Here is a 19,296-nt window from a genome sequence, read left to right as displayed (position 1 = left end):
GAAGATTCTTAACTAATAAGTATAATAAAGAAGTTGCTGAAAATTTTCAAAAGAAAAGAGGTTTGAGAATGAAAAAAATAAATCTATTAATTGATCTGGTTGGTATCAGTTTTGGCGCTGCACTTTATGGTTTAGCTGTGACCGGGATCAATATTCCTGCTAAATTAGCAGATGGTGGTGTAACAGGAATTGCCCTTTTACTTAATAATTTATTCGGTTTTGCTCCTTCCATTACATCACTTATTATCAATTTACCATTGCTATTGGTTTCATTATTCATTTTTGGTAAGCAGGCTTTTTTGCGAACGATTGTCGGAACCTTTGCCTTAGTCTTCTTTTTACATTTGTGGGAAGGACTAAACGTCCATTTTGCTGTCCACAATCTTTTACTCAATAGCCTGATGACTGGTGTATTATCTGGTATCGGTTGTGGTCTGGTCTTTCGCTTTGGTGGAAGCACTGGCGGAACAGACATTATTTACCAAGCCTTTGAAAAATATTTCCATATCAAGATCGGTAAAAGTCTATTCTTGATTACATTTGGTATCTTGGTTGTTTCTTTATTATATCTGGATGTAACACATTTTGTTTATACCTTACTCAGTTGCTCCATCTTATCTTATACGTTAAACAAAGTGAAATATCTCGAAGTAAAAGGTTCTCTCAATCCTTTTTCTGCAAATCCTTCAAAAGAACCTTTTGATACTCTTGATTCTGCAGAACAATTTGAATAACATTCTTAAATGATTGGTTAGCGACTGAAAAGTATATTTCTACTTTTCAGTCGCTATTTCGTTACTAGCAAAACCTCCAGTAATCACTACTTTACCATGTACTTTTCCAGTCTCTACTTCTTTCGTTGCCTGCTTTAAAGTCTCTTTGCTGATGCCTTCTCTGTATACTTTTCCTAAAGTAGTATGGATTTTTTCTTCTTCTACTAATGCTGTCAAATGTTTTAATATTTCCCCTTGTGTCTCGATTAGTTGACCATAATCCGTTTTAGTAAACATATACTCCCATTCAAATGAAACAGATAAATTTTTAAAACTTGCAATATCGATTGGTCCATCAAGTCCTACGATCATCCCAATTTCCCCCATAGGTTGAATCATTTCTGCCAGCTCAGTTAGATAGGGACGGATATCATGTAAAACTGCTACGACATCGACGGTGCTTATCCCAACCTTTTCTAGTTGAGGCTTTAACTCTTGATGGTAATCAATTGGATGATCGACCCCATTTTCTTTTAACCATTGAAAGTTTTTGGGGCTGGCTGTCGCAACCACCTCTAACCCACTCCATTTTGCTAATTGTGTGAGAATCGAACCGACACCTCCAGCACCGTTGATGACCAATATTTTTTTACCTTTATTCGCTGATTCTTTAGGAATCAATTGAAATTTCTCAAATAAGAGTTCATAGGCGGTGATCGCAGTTAACGGTATTGCTGCACTAGCTTCGTCTGTGAGATTTTCTGGTGCTTTTGCCACAATTCGTTCATCTACCAACTGATATTCTTGGTTACTACCTGGTTGTTTTGCTGAACCAGCATAATAAATACGGTCTCCTATCTCAAAATTTTCAGATTGGGGACCTTTTGCAACTATTCTCCCTACCGCATCAAATCCCAAAACAGTAAAAGACTCTTGTTTTGGCGTCTGCATTCTAAATTTTACATCCACTGGATTCACTGAAACCGCTGAAATCTCCACCAATAACTCCCTTTTTTTAGGAACCGGAGTTTCTGCCAACTTTTCTAAAAAACTATTTTTGTCAGTCAATGGTAATCCCTCATAAAACCCTATTTGCTTCATTTGTTTTTTCATAGAAACCTTTCCTTCTTTCTTTATACAAAAAGACCTGGATCAATCCACGAAAGGAGTTATCCAGGCTTTCCATTATTTAAAATAGCTATTTTCTCCCAAAGAATTCCCTTGTTCTTCTATCAATCCTTTTAATGATCTTTCTAAAACACCATGATTTTTATCTTTTCTTTTTGATGTCGCACTGAGTGGTTCTTTCTCAGCTTTGTTAAAAGGTTGTACAGAAGGAGAGCCGGCTTTTTTTGTTTGGTAAGGTACCGGTTCATTATCAAATAACAAATATGAATCTTTCATTTTTTTCATTGAATCAACTAGTTCTGCGTCAGAAATACTAGATACTTTTGGATCAGGAATAATTGATGCTGGCACATACTTAGGTACAAAGTAAGAACGCCCACGACCATTTTTTTGTTGGTTCGATGTATAGGCTTTGGTACTTGTGTGCTGCTCTTGACTCTTCTGACTATTCATTGAATCAGCCGCTTTTCTCGTCCGCTGATTAGTCAATGGGCGATTACTTGCTTGATGCGTATGATAATCAGGAAGCTGTTCTTTGTGTCTGACTAAATTTTCTTTTGGAATTGTTGATTTTTTTGAATTGCTCAAATTTCGACGTTTGCGTTGTTCTCTAGCATCGCCTTGAGCAAAGTGAAATTCTTGCATTTGCTCAAACATTGGTTGATTATTGTTTTCGGTTAATAGATCATCCTGTCCATCAAATAAAACACGCCTTTGGTTTTTTGCTAGTTTGACGCCAATTTCGTCATCATAGGCAGGAAAACGAAAATGTTTCCGTCTAATTTCATTCATTTTAAACCATCCTTCTCATAAATGGAACTTTTCTCAATCATAGCATAATTTTTTCATTTTCCATAGTAACCATAACTAAATTTAACCTCTTTCGACGGTCATCTGGTCGTTTCTCGAATGACCAATTCAGGGAAAAATCGACGGTATCCTTGACTTTCTCCTTTTTCGGTAATTTTTTTTAACAACATTTCACCACAAACTTCACCCATTCGTACGATATCTTGTTTTACCGTAGTTAATTTGGGTGAACTGATTTGGTCTAAAAATACACCATCAAAGCCAATGACTCCAAAATCTTCAGGAATTTTTCCCTTTTCTTTAGCAATACCTCTTACAATCCCTAAAGCTAGTCGGTCAGAGCTGCAAATAAAACAAGTCTTTGGTTTAATAGTTGACCAATGATCGGCAAGATATTTCTCTGCCATTGTCGAATGATTTGGGAAACGTAATATTTGCGGCTTCATGTTGGCTGTTTCCATAACTGAAAGGTAGCCTGCTTCTCTTGATAACTCAAATGGCTCATCCTCGTCAATCCCAATATAAATAATTGTCTCGTAACCGCATTCCATAGCATATTGTGAAGCCTTTGCTGTGCCATAATGATTATCGCTATCTACATAATCATAGCCAAAACGATTTTCACCAAAAAGGACGACTGGTTTTTCCAATCGGTCGATCCAGTCAAAATCTTTTTCTCTCACCCCTGTAATGATGTAGCCGTCGCAAGACCCTACGTCAAATGCATCATTGGTTACCAACTGCAAAGAATAGTGCGCTTTTCCAATACATTTTGCAATTCCCATCAATAAATTCATATAATACGGTTCTGTTGTATCAATCTCTTCAAGGATGAAAAGTTTGATGATTTGTGACCGATTAGAAACGAGTGCTTTTGCTGCAATATTGGGGCGATAATCTAATTCTGCCATCGCAGAAAAAACTAATTCTTTTAACTCATCCGTTACTTGTTCCGGGTGATTGATGACACGAGACACCGTCATTTTGGATACATTTGCTTTTTTAGCAACATCAGCTAATGTTGGCATAGGTTGCTCCTTTCACAATAGAAAACTTTTTTCTGTTTTCTATCATTATAGCAAACTTGAAAGCGATAAAATGTAGAAATATCGTAAAAATCATCTGCACGCCAGCATCTTTTTAATAAAAGTTCACTAGAATCGAAAGCCAGTTACTCCATTTTATTAGAAAAATGTACGTTATCTCCATCTATTTTCTAGTTTCAGATATGAACTAGAAAATAGCAAAGAATGAGACTAAGCCAAAAATAGCCTCCTCTTCTAGTATCTCTAAAACGAATAAACGGTGTTTAAGGAGCAACAACATCAAAAAATTTGCCGAAATTGACTAAAAATTTGAGAAACACCTAGTAAGTATCCATCAACAGAAAAAACCAGTGTTTGTGTTTCTTGTCAATTTTTGGATATTCTTTCGTATTTCTTGATGCTAAACGCTTATTTCTCAACCTCAACTTCGATTATTTCATAGTATTGTTTACTTCTCTATTTATTTTATTATAAAAAATTAGAATACACCTGTCTTTTCTATTCTTTGGGTCCATTCATCATTTGCACCAAAAATTTGGTTGCTGTATCCATCAATGGGACTTTTACCATATGCTTTTCGGTTTGCGAATAATCAAAAACAATTCCTTGACCATAACGCTCTTTTTGATTATTTTTCACAAAATCATTGGTTTGTTGAAAGGGAATTTTCTCGTCTTTTTCACCGTGCCAAAAATATAAAGGTCGCCCAGCTAGTTTTTCTGGCTGCAAAGATAAATCATATTTTTCGACCCAAGAAATTAAATCAAAATAATCGTTCGGCAGTATGTATTGGTACTGATGAGCTCTTTTGTAAATTTCTTTAGCATACTGTTCAGGCGCAGGGGAACCCATCAGACAAATACCACCAACCAAATGCGGATGTTTTGTTAACAACGCACAAGTCGTCATCCCCCCCATTGAAACGCCACCTACAGCTACTTTTTCATGAAGAACATCTCGTTTTTCTAAGTGCTTCAATAAAGTCTCAAATTCAAATAAGTTTCCATAAATACTATTCCAAAAGGTAAAGGAAGGAATAGCAGAAACTACTTGCTTTCTTTCACCATGGTTCATTGCATCTGGTAGTAAGACACGAAATCCTTGTTTAGCAAACTTTCTTCCTTGTGTCAAAACTAATTCTTTACTCGTTTGCCAACCATGATAATAAATAATTATCGGAATTTTTTCAGCTCTTAATTCGGTTAGGACAACTTCTAATAATGGAATATTATTTACTTTACGTTTTAATATAATTGGATTCACTTCTTTAGTCTCCGATCTTCATCAAAATAGTCGAACGAAATATTTCCCATCCACTAACCACAATTTGAAATAAACAAATCGTACCAAACAAAATCAAAAATAAGCTCATCGTTTTTGAAAAGAGCAATAATGCTAAAAGACCAGCTAGTCCTAATCCTAAGGTAAGCAGTGGATAAATTGTGAAATTAAAAAAACTAGCAAAGCTGCCAAAAATATTTCCGATAAAGATCACGGAAAATAAAAAAATACTTAAAAGCAAGCTATCGGTCAATGATATCTGAAAGATATTATTATTGGCTACGATGGGCTGCTGAAGTGAATATAAATCTAAATACCCACAAGAGGCAACACTGAGAACATGAGTGACTCCTATGGCTCGGTTTATTATTTTCATTCGTATCACCAACTCTCTTTATAATTCTATTATAATCGTTTTATCATCATTTAGAACAAAAAAGGCTTAAATTTTAATTTTTTCTTTTTTTCCAAATAATCGTTCACAATCAAAATGACCTAACAACCTATAAGTACCTCTTGATTTTTTGTCATGCTCCTCATTTTGTCTGTCTAGTTCTGAAAAAATTTAATTCTTTTTTCAGGCATTTCATGTTCAAACTTCTCCTTTTTAAAATAGAGAATAAATATACTTTTGGGAAAATCTACATCAAACTGATCTATTATTAACTCATAAGTAATAATCAATGTTGTCACTAAATTTCTTTGTGAATAAAAACATTTAAGTGAGGCACATCATTAGTAAAACCTTTAATTAAATTAGTTTGAAAACTTGTAATTGAAGTTAAAATGAAATTTACCATATAAAAAAAGCCTTTATTTTTTATTTCCATTAAAAAGCATCGACATATACTCATCATTTTGTTATCATATATCTGATTAACACTATTTTTATCAGGAGAATATATGAAAACGAAACGACAGACAAGTACATTTTTGCACATAGGGACGCTTTTCGCCCTATTGACACTTTTTTTGTTCTTATGCTATTCCTATTTCAGATCTTCCGATATACCATGTAATGCCTTTGGCTGGTTATTGTTAGATCACCCCGGTTTAAGTCAGGTAGATGAGAGCCTCTTCTTGTTAATTCTTTCATCTTTGTGTGGTTTTATTTTTTCATTGGCTTTTCGAACATATGTGAAAAAACAAATCCCAAAAAAGATGGATGAAGCTGCTACAATTTTTGTTGCATCCAGGTTGCTCGCATTGCTGACCGTTTTATTCTATTCCTTTAACCAAAATTCATTGTTCTTTTTTATACTGAATGGACTGGTTATCATTTTATCCATCTTTACTTACTTTATTTTTTCACTAATATTCAAAAAGTTACGCTTGCCACTTTTAATGCAACTAATCCCACTATTCTGCTTTGTCTATAGTGTCTTTTCTTTTCTTGTATTAGCGTTAGCGCCAACTTTTGATCCAGCAAATATTCAAATCACTAGTAATTTTCTTGAATTACTCTTCATTTCGTGTTTAGGAATGATGATGTGGCAAATAAGAAAAACAGTTCAGGACAAGTAAGTCTAAGTGCCTTGAACTGTTTTTTTATTTTTCGGATGATATTGCTAATAAAGAATCCTTTACAATAGACATAAATGATTGAACTTTACATAAAAAACATCAAAGCTAGTCATTTCTGATAACTTTGATGTCTGAGGATTATTAACAGTTGAGTCTAAAAATTTTTCAGTTGATTTTTTCTATATAAGAAAAATCTGCTAAATTTAGTTCCTTGATAAGACGATCATAGACTTTTCTAGCAATATAAGCATGCTCTTCCACGGTTCTTCCAGCAGCGATTTTGGGTAGTTGTCTTCTGCTGTTTGCCGTTTTAACCAACGGCAATGCTAATTGATAGTTGAGCTGATCATCAATTTTCACAACTTTAACAGTATTCGACAAGATCAGTGAATCAAAGAAGATACTGGAACGACGATTCTTATATTTTTGAGCTTGGATACGCTCAATGATTACTTCAACTTGATCAAAATAATAAGTTTCGTTGACGTCACCGATCAGTTCTACAAGTTTTAAAAATTCTGATGGCACAGGTAATTGTTTCTTTTGTAAATAAAAATAATTGGCAAGAGAATAAGATAACTTGTTATGATAATTTAAAGAAACAAATCGATAATTCTCATTGCCAGCAACCTGTCTCGTCACAGGAATAAGATCTTCTAAGGTTGCATAAAAATAGGTTGAATTAGACACGAAACATTCTTGCCAACATTCATTTCCCATAACCAACTGTTTTTCCGTTTGCGACAAAGGACTAATAGCTTGTAAAATCTTGGCTGCAGCTTCTTCAATTTCTTTTTGATAAGTTTCTTCCTCAAATATTGGAAAATTCAACTTATAACGACGATTTTCCCGCTTGATTAGATTTTCATCAATCAACTGATCAAGAAAAGCTTCAAATTTCGGTTGATCAAAATTTTTTTTCAACTCTCTCAAAATAATGTCTTCTTCTTGATGATGATGCAAATACTCAATCAAAGTTGGAAAAACAGCATTGTTTACTAGTTTGCTAAGCAACTGCTGGTGATTTTGTGAATAAAAATAGTTCATTTTTTCCCCTTCTCGTTTTCCCTAGCTCAATCGGAAATAGGCCGAAGAATCCCAAAAATACGAGCAACTATTTTCGGATTCTTCGGCTTATTTTTTAAAGCTGGATCACTTCTGTTCCAACCTCATTTTGATCGAACAAGCTAGGCTGGCATTGTGAGCCTGGAACAAATAGCTGTCAGGCTCTTTAATAAATCGAATAAAAGGTGTTAGCACCCCATTAGCTAGCTTAGTTAAAAACTGCTGTTAGCTGAGGAACGACTTGTTTCTTACGAGAAACAACACCTTTTAATAAGGCACGATTGTTCGTTAATTTAACTTGGAAAGCTTCTTCGACTTTATCTAATCCTTGACCTGCAACTAATAATTCCGAATCGCTATCTAGGATATTCGTTACCACTAGGACAAAGAGGTCATATCCATTTTTAGCCATTTCTTCAGTCATCGCTTCTTCCAGTTCCGTTTGACGAGCCATTACTTCGCTTAAATCGACTGTATTCACTTGTGCAATACGAACATTAGCTTCTCCCATTGGGAAGCTTTTGGCATCAAGATCAAGTAAGGTTGCAGCTGATTTATCGCTAAGATTTGTACCGGCCTTTAACATATCTAACCCATAGCTTGTCAAATCAACGCCTGCAATTGTTGCAAGTTCTTTTGCAGCTGCCTCATCTTCTGATGTGCATGTTGGTGATTTGAATAGCAATGTATCAGATAAAATTGCAGAAAGCATAATGCCAGCAATCTCTTTAGGAAGTTCTACTTGGTTTTCTTTATATAACTTCAAAATGATTGTACTTGTACAACCTACTGGTTCAGCTCGGTAATAAAGTGGATTGGCTGTTTCAAAATTTGCAATCCGATGATGATCAACGACCGCTAAAATTTCTACTTCTGCAATATCAGAAATACTTTGTTGAAATTCATTATGGTCCACTAGCATCACTTGTGTTGCTTCTTCTTTTGCTGATTGAACGACACGTGGGGCAGATAACTTAAAGTAATCTAATGCATATTGTGTTTCTTCGTTAGGTGTACCTAAAGCTACAGCTTCAGTTTCTTTTCCTAGTTGATTTTGCAAGTGTGAAAAGGCGATTGCCGCTCCAATTGCATCTGTATCTGGATTTTGGTGACCAAAAACTAAAATTTTTGACATTTGTCTCGCTCCTTTATGGTTTCTCCTACTTAATAATAGCAAAAAAACCGAAAGAAGCAATACTGACGCTATAATTTCTAGGATGGAAGAAATTCCGATCCATCTTCCTTTTATATCAAACAATCGTAAACAAAATTTTTGATAGCGCGAAGTACCATGAAACAGTCATTTAAAAAGTTGGCCATGCCATTACTCATTTCATTGCAGAACTCTTTGTACTGAAAGAAAAAGTTGGGAAAAGTAAATCATTTATCGTTTTTTTCTTTACTAGCCTTTAATGACTACTTGAGTTTTGAGCAAACGGTTCAACTAAGCGTTTTTCAGCAATTACCTGTGCCATCCATAAACTTGATTGTTTCGGTAACCGTTTATAGCCATTGTCCAGATCGACACGATAAAAACCATATCTATTTTTATAGGCATTCAACCAACTCCAACAGTCAGCAAATGTCCACATATGATACCCAAAGCAAGGAGAACCTTCTGAAATTGCCTGCTGCAGTTGCGTCAAATGTTCAAATAAAAAATCAATTCGGTAGTTGTCGTCAATCATATTCTCTTTATTGTTGAACCGTTCTTCTTGCGACACACCCATCCCGTTTTCTGAAATATACCAAGGGATATTGCTATAACTGTTTTTTAACCGCATCGCAATATCATAGATTCCCCGCGGATAAATCTCCCAGCCACGATGTGGGTTAATTCGTTTCTCCGGCCAATCATAACCTCGGAATAAATCTCTTAGTCCTGTGATTGGTCGTTTCTTTTCTTGAGGTGCTTGAACACGTAATGGCTGGTAATAATTACAACCAATAAAGTCTACTGTATTCTCCGCAAAAATTTCTTTATCACCTGTTTCTGTTTTAGGAAGCAAATCACTTTCTCGTAATACCTCTACCAGCTCTTCTGGGAAAGTACCTCGTACCGCACAGTCCAGAAAGCTGCGAATATAAAACAGGTCTGCCCACTTTGCAGCAGCCACGTCTTCAGCTTCTTCGCTTTTAGAGTAAACGGGTGCTAAATTGAGAATGATAGAAATTTGTCCGTCATTAAAAGAAGAGCCCCGGTACTCCTTTACAGCTTTCGCATGCGCTAGTAGTGTGTGATAAGCAACTTGTATAGCTCGTTTAAAATCATGCACCTTGGGCCAATGTGCATCTCCCATATACCCACATTCGATGTGTACAAGAGGCTCATTGAACGTCGCCCATTTTTTTACTAAATCGCCAAAAGCTTCAAACGCAGTCTTTGCGTAAAATGCAAAATGATCCGCTGACTCACGAACTTCCCAGCCACCTTTTTCCATTAGCCACCAAGGCATATCAAAATGGAACAAATTGATGATCGGCTCAATGCCATTGTCCAACATTTCCTGAAAATAGGCTCGGTAAAAATCAACAGCTTGCGGATTTAATGTCTTGCCATCCGGTAAAAGACGCGTCCAAGCAATCGATGTCCGATAGGAATTTAAATTCATTGCCTTCATACAGGCAACATCTTCTTTGTATTGATAATACGTATTAGAGGTATTTTCTGGTCCTGTTCCGTTATAAAACAATTCTGGTTCTATTTCAAACCACTTATCCCAAGTTGATGGGCTCTTGCCATCAACCAAAGCAGCTCCTTCTGTCTGAGGGGCAGAAGCCGCTGCTCCCCACAGAAAGTTTTGTGGAAATGTATCCATTTAAAATTTCCTTCCTTTTCTATCGTTTTATCCACTGATTCCCTTCAGTCAGTGAACCCAATGATCATCGTTTATGTTGGTTCATTCTTTTTCTCATTTATATTTGCCATGATTTGGCAAAATTATTTAGTCAGTGTGATACTCGTTCTCTTTGATCTTTATCATGAAACCATTTGTTTGACCATCATCGCTATGCTAGTTGCTAATGATCTCATTTTGGTTTCTCCAAACTCTTGATATTTTGTTCAAACAAAGCTGGACGCTAGGAACATCCCAAACGTCCACTTTGATGTTAAAGATGATTATTCGGTTTTAGCCCAACGATCATATGCTTTTTGATAAGTGCTGACAAAATCATTTAATCCCATTGATTTTAATGTACTGACATATTCATCCCATTTAGCCAAACTTTCCACACCTGTAATAAATTTAGCTTCCATTTGCTCTACATAAGTCCGAATGTCCGTCGCGTTGATCGCAATTTGATCTGCTTCATCTTTCGTCATATAAACAATTGGGAAAGGTACCTCGGTATTGGGCATGATTTTCTCGTTGATTTCTTTCATGCGAAATTCCGTCCATACACTAGGATCAGGATCGTTGACATTAGCTAAAACACTTTGGGCATAATCGTCTTCTAATCCCGGTACGACTAAGCCATAATCCATTGCAATTTTCCCACGGTCTTCTTCCATCTTTTGTTTATTTTCACCTGTATATACCCGAACTTTTTCTCCAGAATCGTTTGTTTCATATTTCCAAAATGCCCCTTCTGGACCTTTTGTCATTAAATCTTGGCCTTCTTCTGTGTAAAGATAGTCCGCCCATCGCATTGCTGCCTCTGGACTTTTACATTTATTGGTAATCGCAAAAGTTCCAGTTGTTACACGAGGATGACCCGGTGCTAAAGGTGTATTTTGAATACTTGAAGTAACTGGTGAAAACATTGGATCTGATAAAGACTCCTCAGGCATTTTACCAGTAGCCATGTATGAAGCATACGCGCCAAATAAACCGACTTTATCTGTTTGTGTGTTTCCTTGATACTTTTCTTCTGACTGCGAGAAGACTTCTGGGTCCAGCAATCCTTCTGAATAAAGTTTATTCATATACGTTAAATATTCCTTATAGTTAGCCGATGCAGCAGCATAACGCACTTTTCCGTTAACTTCTTCGATTCCTAGAGATTTCATACCAAAAGCAGGTAGCAACCACGTACGAATAATTGCCAACTTGTTGCCGTCTGATAACGGAATCTCATCTTGTTTGCCATTACCGTTGGGGTCTTCTTCTTTGAATCGCTTCAACAATTTATATAACTCATCCGTGTTTTTTGGCAATTCGGTTACCCCTAATTTTTCTAGCCATTCGCCGTTATACCATAAAGGTGAGATATAAAGAGGGCTAGAGGTATCTTCTGGATATAATCGTGGTAAAGAATAAATGTGACCATCTGGTGCAGTAATTGATTTTTTGAACTCTGGGTTCTCATCAAGGATTTTCTTTAAATTTGGCGCATAGTCATCAATCAAATCCTCCAAGGCAATTAAAATTCCTTGTGATCCATAATCTGATTGTTTGGCATTTGAAAGACCACTTCCTGCACCAAAAATAACATCTGGTAACTCACCAGAAGCAAAAGCCAAATTCAATTTCGCTTCAAAATCTGTACTTGGCGGAGTAATATAATCAAAATTGATTCCAGTTAATTCCGCTAACGCTTTAGCCGAAGCTAACTCATCCCATTCTGCTTCTCCACCAGGCGCCATCATCGTCATGTTGATTTTTTCTTTGACGATTGGCATTCCGGTTTTTTCAACGGCAATAGTTTCTTCTTTTCCAGCAGTATTTCCCTTGTTCCCACAAGCACCCAAAAGAGTTGTTGTCAACACTAATGATGCAATTACTAAATAACATTTTTTCATTCATTTCACTCACTCTCTTATTTATTTTTAGTTAGCCTTTCAAAGAACCAACCATGACACCTTTAACAAAGTACTTTTGTAAAAACGGATAGATCATAATGATTGGTAATGTCGAAACGATCATTACTCCATATTTAATGACTTGTGCAAGCTGTTGTTTACTATAAGCCACTTCTGCTGCCGCTGCTGTCATCTCTGTTGTTCCTTTTGTTAAATCTTGATTCACTAAAATCTCTCGCAGGATTAATTGAAGCGGATACATTGATTTGTTTGTTAAATAGATTAACGCGCTAAAATAACTATTCCAATGGGCCACTCCGCAAAATAGTCCCATTACTGCAATAATTGGCATTGATAATGGTAAAACAATCTTCATAAATATCTGAAAGTCAGAACATCCATCAATCAATGCCGCTTCCTCCATTTCTCTAGGAATGGTAGATTGAAAGAAAGTACGTGTAATTGCAATATTATAAACTGAAACGGCCCCTGGAATAACTAACGCCCAAATCGAATCATTCATCCCTAGATTTTTAATCAATAAATAAGTAGGTACCAAACCGCCACTGATAAACATAGGAACCATCAAAAACTTCATAAATAGATTTTTCCCATAAAATTCTGCTCTTCCTAGAGCATATGCACAAGGAAGTGTACATAATAAATTGATAAATGTTCCTAGTAATGTGTAATAAATCGTGTTCCGGTAACCTTGCCAGATACTTTTATACGTAAAAATCGTTTTGTAACCATCCCAAGTGATCTTTTTTGGCAATAACCACATTTCTCCAGAATTGACGGAGGTCGGACTAGATATAGATGCGCTTATAACATAAATCAACGGATAAATAACCAACAAAAGGGCAATGGCAATAAACAAGTAGATGAGAAACATGAAAAATTTGTCACCTTTCGATGATCGGATCGCTTTTGAATACATTATTTTCCCTCCATTACCATAAACTTGTTTCGCTGACTTTACGCGAAATTTTATTTACTGTGATCAATAAAAATGCGTTGATTGCTGCATTGAACAGTCCGACAGCTGATGCATAGCTGTACTGTGCGTCAAGCAACCCTTGTTTGTAAACAAACGTGGCAATCACATTTGAAGAATCCATATTCAACGCATTTTGCATCAACAGGATTTTTTCATAACCTAATGACATCAAACTCCCCACATTCATGATCAGTAAAATAACCATAGTAGGAATGATAGTCGGTAGGTTGATATACCAGATTCTTTGCCATCTCGTTGCACCATCAACAGTTGCAGCTTCATGAAGCTGTGTATCAACACCAGATAATGCAGCTAAATAAATCACTGAACCCCATCCTGTTCCTTGCCAAACCCCAGATAATACGTAGATCGTTTTAAACCAACGAGGATCCGTCATGAAACTAATTCGCTCAAAACCTAGAAAAACCAGTAGATGGTTAATAATACCGGTGGAAGGCGTCAAAAAAGCAATTAACATACCGCAAACGACAACGACTGAAATAAAATTAGGTGCATAAGTCACTGTCTGCGTAAATTTTTTAAATTTTCCATCTTTCAACTCATTTAGTGCTAGTGCTAATATAATCGGTAGCGGAAATCCTACGACCAAAGAATATATACTGATACCTAACGTGTTTTTAATTAGATCCCAGAAATAGTAGGAATCAAAAAAACGTTGGAAATGCTTAAATCCTACCCAAGGACTTCCAAAAATTCCTAATGATGGGATATAATCCTTGAATGCTATAATCACGCCGTACATGGGACCGTAAGAAAAAACAGCAACCACCACCAATGCTGGAATGACAAAAACATACAGCTGTCGGCTTTTATATAATTTTTTTTTGATCTCTGACCATTTTGTTTTCTCTTTCTCTTTATTGACATCAAGTAATGCATCAGCCATTTTTTAACCTCCTTTTATGAAGTTCACTCATCTCTATCCTTGTGGCTTTTTTAAAATTTCAAGACCAATCAGCCCAATTGCTGGTTTCTCTAATTCACTGCTGAGGATATATATTTGATCTTCTTCCGTATATACTTCTAATTCTTTTTTTGTAGATAAATCTTTAATCACATGATGTTTATCGGCCTCAATGTCAGCTAAAAATATTTTTTCTTGTGTAAAGCGAATACTTTGAAAGGCATAGTGTATGGTTTGATCTTTGTTGTATGTTAATTTCCACTGATTTTGCCATTCTTTAGGTTGTGAGCGAGTTTCATAGATTCCTTCTCCATAGATATTTAGCCAATTCCCAATTTCCTGTAAGATTTTGGTTTCTTCATCAGTAAAGGTACCATCTGGTTTTGGCCCAACTCCTAAGATCAAATTCCCACCTTTGCTGACCACATCGACAAAAGTTTCCAATAGTTCTTGGGAACTCTTAAAGCGATCATTTGGTACATAGCCCCAATCATCACCAATCGGGATATTACTTTCCCAAACTTTCTTGGGAATTTCAGCTAGTTCTGGCACCTTTCGTTCAGGGGTCACATAGTTCTCATGTCTGCCCCCCATCATACGATCCACAATAATTAATTCCGGTTGCTTCTCACGAGCGATTTCTGCTAATCGATCCATTTCCAGGTCTTCTTTTTTCTGTCCACACCAACCAGCATCTAACCATAAAAGATCCACATGACCATAGTTATGCGTGATTTCTTTAATCTGATTATGAACAAAACTTACGTAACGTTGCCAAATTTCTGGGTAACGTTCCGTATCATAGCTCGCATTCCGCCCCTTGATCGTATCGTCATCCAACCAATAAAACGGCGAATACCAATCGGCTTTTGAATAGTAGGCTCCTGTTGCTATTTCTTCCTTACGAAAAGCCTCAAAAACTTCTTTTAAAATATCTCTTTTAAACGGGCTTTGTTTACCGCCAACCTTATATTCTGTTTCAAGAGTATTGTACATATTAAACCCATCGTGATGTTTCGTTGTAAAAATACAATACTTAAAGCCTGCTTCTTTACATATACTTGCCCATTTCTTTGCCTGTAATTTTTCTGGGTTAAACTCTTTAATCAAATTCCAGTAGTCTAGTTGCAGTTGTTTAAAATCTTTCCGAAACTCACGCCCTTCTCTTGCCCAAAGGTCTTTTTCAGAAAGTTGCCAAGATTCTACGATTCCTGCTTGAGCATAAAGTCCGTAGTGAAAAATCACGCCAAGTTTTAAATCTTGAAACCATTCTAATCGTTCTTTTAGCATTTCTGTTTCTGGATAAGTCCTATGATCTAATTCAACCTCTTTAGGTACTTCGATATCTCCGCGTATCGCCATTTATGAAACCCCTTTCATGTTTGTGCTTTAAATTTACAAAAAAAGCAAGACAACAGCAATATGTAAAAAGCATAAGCTATGTAAAAACAGCATAAAGCGTAACTTATTTAGAGGATATCTATATCTTATCTCTTAGTCGGAAAGTAACTATGTAAAAGTAGAAAAAGCTATGTAATAATCGCATACTGATAGAAAACATAAATAAACCTTACTATAATAAAAAGAGCTGTATGACTAATACAAGGAGGTTTTAGCTATGAATCAACATAAACGATCACCACATTCTATTTTTGATTTCACCTATTCTTTAGGAAAATTCTTGCTTTTTCTCATCAAGCTCCAAGTATTTTGGTTTTTATCGGTATTAAAAGGTTGTATTCTACTAGGAACTTTTCCCGCAAGTGTTACCGTTCTCAAATTTTTCTATCATTTATTTGAAGAAAAACAAATTCCTCAAGTCTTATATTCAGATTTTCAAACAAGCTTCAATAATCTGTTTATTTCAACAAATCAACTAGGCTATGCTGCTGGCATGTTACTAGGATTTCTATGGATGGATCTGAGAATTGCAGCTGTGTATTTACAAAACCCTTTCATTCATATGGGGATCTTATTATTATTTATCGCAACTGTCATGGTCATTCTTTATTTATTCCCAGTATTTTTACGTTATGATTTGTCATTCACACAATATTTCAAACAAGCATTATTTCTATCTTTGTGTAGCTTGATTGAAACCGTAGCGATTATTCTGGGGATCTTTGTCGTGACGGCTATCTCTACCTTTTTCCCAATTTTGACAATCGTGGCTTTTGTGCCTTTATTCTGTTTGCCATTAAGTTGGTTCTCTTTGCAATCAATGATTAAAATTGAAGAAAAAAATCGTACCTTAACGCAATAACAAAAAACAAACCTTAAATCAAACAAACAGCTAAAAGCTGTAACAGAACTGCGAGGAGATTTTACAAGGAAATCTCAATAATAGCTTTTTTTTAACTTACAATCTACAATGCGATTCGTCAGCCCTTTAGGTAAAAGCCAAATGTCTGTTTCACTCCCTATTCATAATTGTCGCCATCAAAGGGAACCTTCTGCCAATCGTTGACTCAAGCCTTTTTTCAATTTTTGCTAAGGCTACTACCTGTTACTTATCCCTTTCGTTTTTTCTTTCATTTATTATTTTCCAGAAGCTGATTGGCTATGTATATTCATCAACTTTCACTATGTCAAATAAACAGATTATGTACTTTCAAGCTAGTTATTTTCTTTTTTTACAAGTGCTATATACTGAAAATGAAAACGATTACTTCAAGGAGGTTATTATGCAAGTTTCAATCGAACTTACAGATGTCATGCGTGATTTTTTTGAAATTGCGACAAACGAATTAGCGTTAACTATTTCAGATAATGGAAAACCACTCCAACTGATTCAGCGCAACGGTTCATTAAAAATTGAAAATAAAGAAAACGAAACGTTTATCTATTTTCAGGAAAAAGCCCATCTTTTTCGAGCGCTGTCACTCTGGTTAGATCGCTGTGAAGAAGAATTTGTTTATGAAGAGTTTCCGCAATTTGAAAAAATTGGGCCCATGGTAGATCTTTCTAGAAATGCTGTGATGACTGTTGATCAGCTGAAACACTTTTTTGTTCTTTGTAGCAAGATGGGATTAAATAGCTGCATGCTTTATATGGAAGATACGTATCAAATCCCTGATTATCCTTATTTTGGTTATTGTCGTGGTGCCTATTCTCTTGAGGAATTAAAGGCGTTGGATGCTTTTGCAGAGACGGTAGGAATCGAGCTGATTCCTTGTATTCAAACGCTGGCTCATTTAACTAATCCGCTAAAATGGGGATTTGCCAATGGCATGAGAGATACAAGTGATATTCTCCTTGTGGAAGAGGAAAAAACATATCAATTTTTAGATCGTGCAATTTCTGTGATCGCAGCCGCTTTTAAAACGTCAAAAATTCATATCGGGATGGACGAAGCTCATGATCTGGGACGTGGTCATTATTTAACCCAGCATGGTTTGATCGATCGCTTTGATATTATGGAAAAGCATCTGAAAAAAGTAATGGAAATCTGCAGGAACTATCAGTTACAGCCCATGATGTGGAGCGATATGTTTTTTAGAATCGGTTCAAAGTCAGGAGACTATTACGATAAAGACGTACATTTTCCAGAAGATTTGATTGCAAAGATTCCTGAAATTAGTATGGTTTATTGGGATTATTACCATCATTCAAAAGAAGAATACCAATTGCATTTTTCAAATCATAAAAAATTGCACCGACCAATCGTTTTTGCGGGCGGTATCTGGACGTGGAATGGTCTTGCACCAAATTATGGAAAATCGTTTGAAACGACCAGTGCTAGTCTTTCTGTCGCAAAAGAGGAAAAAATCAATGAAGTTTATGCTACTTTATGGGGCGATGATAGTGCTGAAACACCGATCATCGCAAGTTTGTTAGGATTACAACAATTCAGCGAGGAACAATTTGCTCCTGAAGTAAGCATGGAACTGATTAAGGAGCGTTTCCGTCTCTTCCACCATCTTGAAGCTGATGATTTTTTACTGCTAGATGCTTTTGATCAGACGAAAGGTGTAGCAAAAAATAACCCTGATGGATCAAATAGTAGTAAGTTGGCACTTTATCAAGATCTATTATACGGTCTTTACGATGTTGATCTGCAAAATTTAGAACTTCCTGCGCATTATAAGGACTTAAGTGAGAAACTATCTAGCGTAACAGCTAATGAGGACACACAAACGATGTTTACTTTTTATCAGAAATTAGCACAAGTCCTTTTTATAAAAACAAATTTGATCGGCCGCTCTTATCGAGCCTATCAATCAAAAAGGAATGACCAGTTACAACTAATCCTTCACGAACTGGAAGTTCTCACCAAAAAGATCAATGAGTTGCAACACCTCCATCGCCAGCTATGGTTTGAATGGAATAAACCCTTTGGCTATGAAATTATCGATCTTCGTTACGGTGCCTTAAAAAGTCGGATAGAAACAGCCGTTTGGCGACTGAATAAATTTTTAACAGGAGAAATCAAGCAATTGCCTGAGCTTGAGCAAACGCCTTTACCCTTCGATGCTCCTTTCAAAACAGCAAGCGGTGTCGGGCGAAACTTGTTCCATGGAATTTATAGTGCTAGTAAACTATCAGATATCTAAAGGCAGGGATAAAAAATGAAAAAGAGAACTCTTTTTTTGGTCATTCTGAGTATTTTTTTGTTGGTCACCGCTGCTTCTCAGCTTGTCAGAAACGTGCCTCGTGTCGAAGCAAAACAGACATCTACTAAAATCACTGGGAAAATCAATAATCAAAGAACTGCGAACATCTGCCATCAGCTTTTGCAACAAAATTTAAAGGCTGCAACGGATAAAAATCTGAACGACTATTTAGCAACACTAGTCAAAGATGCACATAAAGCGACCACAAAAGAAATGCAGCAATTTTTTAAAGACTATGATGTCAGTCATGAACTGCTTTCTTTCGAAGTAATCAAACAAGCACCTCAATCGATGTTAGTAGTGGCAGAACAAAAAACAGTGAATCATGGGAAGAAGGCGTATCGAGATCATATCACAACGGCATATCACACCTTTATTTTGGAAGAGAATGAATGGAAAATCAAAGAAACAACAATGACAAATACACAATTTTTAAATTAGGAGTGT

18 protein-coding genes are annotated in these 19,296 nt (G+C 36.0%); 6 read left to right on the top strand and 12 right to left on the bottom strand.

Going from position 1 to position 19,296, the window contains the following annotated elements:
- Positions 1–68: 68 nt before the first annotated feature.
- Positions 69–734: a YitT family protein gene (locus IGJ18_RS05695; protein WP_438843002.1), complete on the top strand. Its 666-nt coding sequence runs from the start codon at positions 69–71 to the stop codon at positions 732–734.
- A gap of 39 nt (positions 735–773) precedes the next feature.
- On the opposite strand, the gene IGJ18_RS05690 is transcribed toward IGJ18_RS05695, so the two are convergent.
- The 5 genes from IGJ18_RS05690 to IGJ18_RS05670 all read right to left on the bottom strand — a co-directional run bounded on the left by IGJ18_RS05690 (position 774) and on the right by IGJ18_RS05670 (position 5,354).
- The gene (locus IGJ18_RS05690) at positions 774–1,826 is read right to left on the bottom strand and encodes a zinc-binding alcohol dehydrogenase family protein (RefSeq protein WP_438843001.1); all 1,053 of its coding nucleotides are present in this window, start codon (positions 1,824–1,826) and stop codon (positions 774–776) included.
- Positions 1,827–1,898: 72 nt separating this feature from the next.
- Positions 1,899–2,633 (bottom strand): hypothetical protein, encoded by a 735-nt coding sequence (locus IGJ18_RS05685; RefSeq protein ID WP_010737399.1) that lies wholly within the window; start codon positions 2,631–2,633, stop codon positions 1,899–1,901.
- A 98-nt stretch (positions 2,634–2,731) separates the two neighbouring features.
- Positions 2,732–3,679, bottom strand: a complete 948-nt coding sequence (locus IGJ18_RS05680; protein WP_034700335.1) for a LacI family DNA-binding transcriptional regulator — start codon at positions 3,677–3,679, stop codon at positions 2,732–2,734.
- Between the two features lie 516 nt (positions 3,680–4,195).
- Positions 4,196–4,960 (bottom strand): alpha/beta fold hydrolase, encoded by a 765-nt coding sequence (locus IGJ18_RS05675; RefSeq protein WP_081128665.1) that lies wholly within the window; start codon positions 4,958–4,960, stop codon positions 4,196–4,198.
- 4 nt (positions 4,961–4,964) lie between these two features.
- A complete protein-coding gene (locus IGJ18_RS05670; protein WP_034700331.1) occupies positions 4,965–5,354 on the bottom strand; it encodes a hypothetical protein in 390 nt (129 codons plus the stop codon).
- 761 nt (positions 5,355–6,115) lie between these two features.
- Here IGJ18_RS05670 and IGJ18_RS05665 point away from each other — a divergent pair.
- Complete coding sequence (locus tag IGJ18_RS05665; protein ID WP_240143728.1) at positions 6,116–6,502, top strand: hypothetical protein; 387 nt, start codon at positions 6,116–6,118, stop codon at positions 6,500–6,502.
- A 165-nt stretch (positions 6,503–6,667) separates the two neighbouring features.
- Here the strand turns inward: IGJ18_RS05665 and IGJ18_RS05660 are convergent, their stop codons facing one another.
- From IGJ18_RS05660 to IGJ18_RS05650, 3 genes are all read right to left on the bottom strand, one after another.
- Entirely contained in the window at positions 6,668–7,549 is an 882-nt protein-coding gene (locus IGJ18_RS05660; RefSeq protein WP_240273941.1) for a DUF1803 domain-containing protein, read from the bottom strand.
- Between the two features lie 226 nt (positions 7,550–7,775).
- Positions 7,776–8,702, bottom strand: a complete 927-nt coding sequence (locus IGJ18_RS05655) for a manganese-dependent inorganic pyrophosphatase (RefSeq protein WP_010719439.1) — start codon at positions 8,700–8,702, stop codon at positions 7,776–7,778.
- A gap of 274 nt (positions 8,703–8,976) precedes the next feature.
- Complete coding sequence (locus tag IGJ18_RS05650; protein WP_438843000.1) at positions 8,977–10,386, bottom strand: glycoside hydrolase family 1 protein; 1,410 nt, start codon at positions 10,384–10,386, stop codon at positions 8,977–8,979.
- A gap of 51 nt (positions 10,387–10,437) precedes the next feature.
- On the opposite strand from IGJ18_RS05650, the gene IGJ18_RS05645 reads away from it, so the two are divergent.
- Complete coding sequence (locus IGJ18_RS05645) at positions 10,438–10,623, top strand: hypothetical protein (protein ID WP_438842999.1); 186 nt, start codon at positions 10,438–10,440, stop codon at positions 10,621–10,623.
- Between the two features lie 65 nt (positions 10,624–10,688).
- Here the strand turns inward: IGJ18_RS05645 and IGJ18_RS05640 are convergent, their stop codons facing one another.
- The 4 genes from IGJ18_RS05640 to IGJ18_RS05625 are packed head-to-tail and all read right to left on the bottom strand — an operon-like array spanning position 10,689 to position 15,598.
- A complete protein-coding gene (locus tag IGJ18_RS05640; RefSeq protein ID WP_081128673.1) occupies positions 10,689–12,311 on the bottom strand; it encodes an extracellular solute-binding protein in 1,623 nt (540 codons plus the stop codon).
- A 31-nt stretch (positions 12,312–12,342) separates the two neighbouring features.
- The gene (locus IGJ18_RS05635; RefSeq protein WP_370566457.1) at positions 12,343–13,254 is read right to left on the bottom strand and encodes a carbohydrate ABC transporter permease; all 912 of its coding nucleotides are present in this window, start codon (positions 13,252–13,254) and stop codon (positions 12,343–12,345) included.
- A gap of 10 nt (positions 13,255–13,264) precedes the next feature.
- Positions 13,265–14,218: an ABC transporter permease gene (locus tag IGJ18_RS05630; protein WP_034867549.1), complete on the bottom strand. Its 954-nt coding sequence runs from the start codon at positions 14,216–14,218 to the stop codon at positions 13,265–13,267.
- Between the two features lie 33 nt (positions 14,219–14,251).
- A complete protein-coding gene (locus IGJ18_RS05625) occupies positions 14,252–15,598 on the bottom strand; it encodes an alpha-L-fucosidase (RefSeq protein ID WP_438842998.1) in 1,347 nt (448 codons plus the stop codon).
- Between the two features lie 256 nt (positions 15,599–15,854).
- Here IGJ18_RS05625 and IGJ18_RS05620 point away from each other — a divergent pair, with 256 nt between their 5' ends.
- The 3 genes from IGJ18_RS05620 to IGJ18_RS05610 all read left to right on the top strand — a co-directional run bounded on the left by IGJ18_RS05620 (position 15,855) and on the right by IGJ18_RS05610 (position 19,290).
- Positions 15,855–16,499 carry a DUF624 domain-containing protein gene (locus IGJ18_RS05620; protein WP_411245334.1) on the top strand — a complete coding sequence of 215 codons (645 nt, stop codon included), beginning with the start codon at positions 15,855–15,857 and terminating at the stop codon, positions 16,497–16,499.
- 421 nt (positions 16,500–16,920) lie between these two features.
- Positions 16,921–18,789 carry a beta-N-acetylhexosaminidase gene (locus IGJ18_RS05615; protein WP_438842997.1) on the top strand — a complete coding sequence of 623 codons (1,869 nt, stop codon included), beginning with the start codon at positions 16,921–16,923 and terminating at the stop codon, positions 18,787–18,789.
- Positions 18,790–18,804: 15 nt separating this feature from the next.
- Positions 18,805–19,290 carry a hypothetical protein gene (locus IGJ18_RS05610; protein ID WP_438842996.1) on the top strand — a complete coding sequence of 162 codons (486 nt, stop codon included), beginning with the start codon at positions 18,805–18,807 and terminating at the stop codon, positions 19,288–19,290.
- The last annotated feature ends 6 nt before the right edge of the window (positions 19,291–19,296 follow it).

This window comes from Enterococcus sp. AZ078, from assembly GCF_051714985.1.
Lineage (GTDB): Bacteria > Bacillota > Bacilli > Lactobacillales > Enterococcaceae > Enterococcus_B > Enterococcus_B hirae.
Note: the sequence above shows the minus strand (reverse complement) of the source record. Positions and strands in the feature narration are given on the sequence as shown.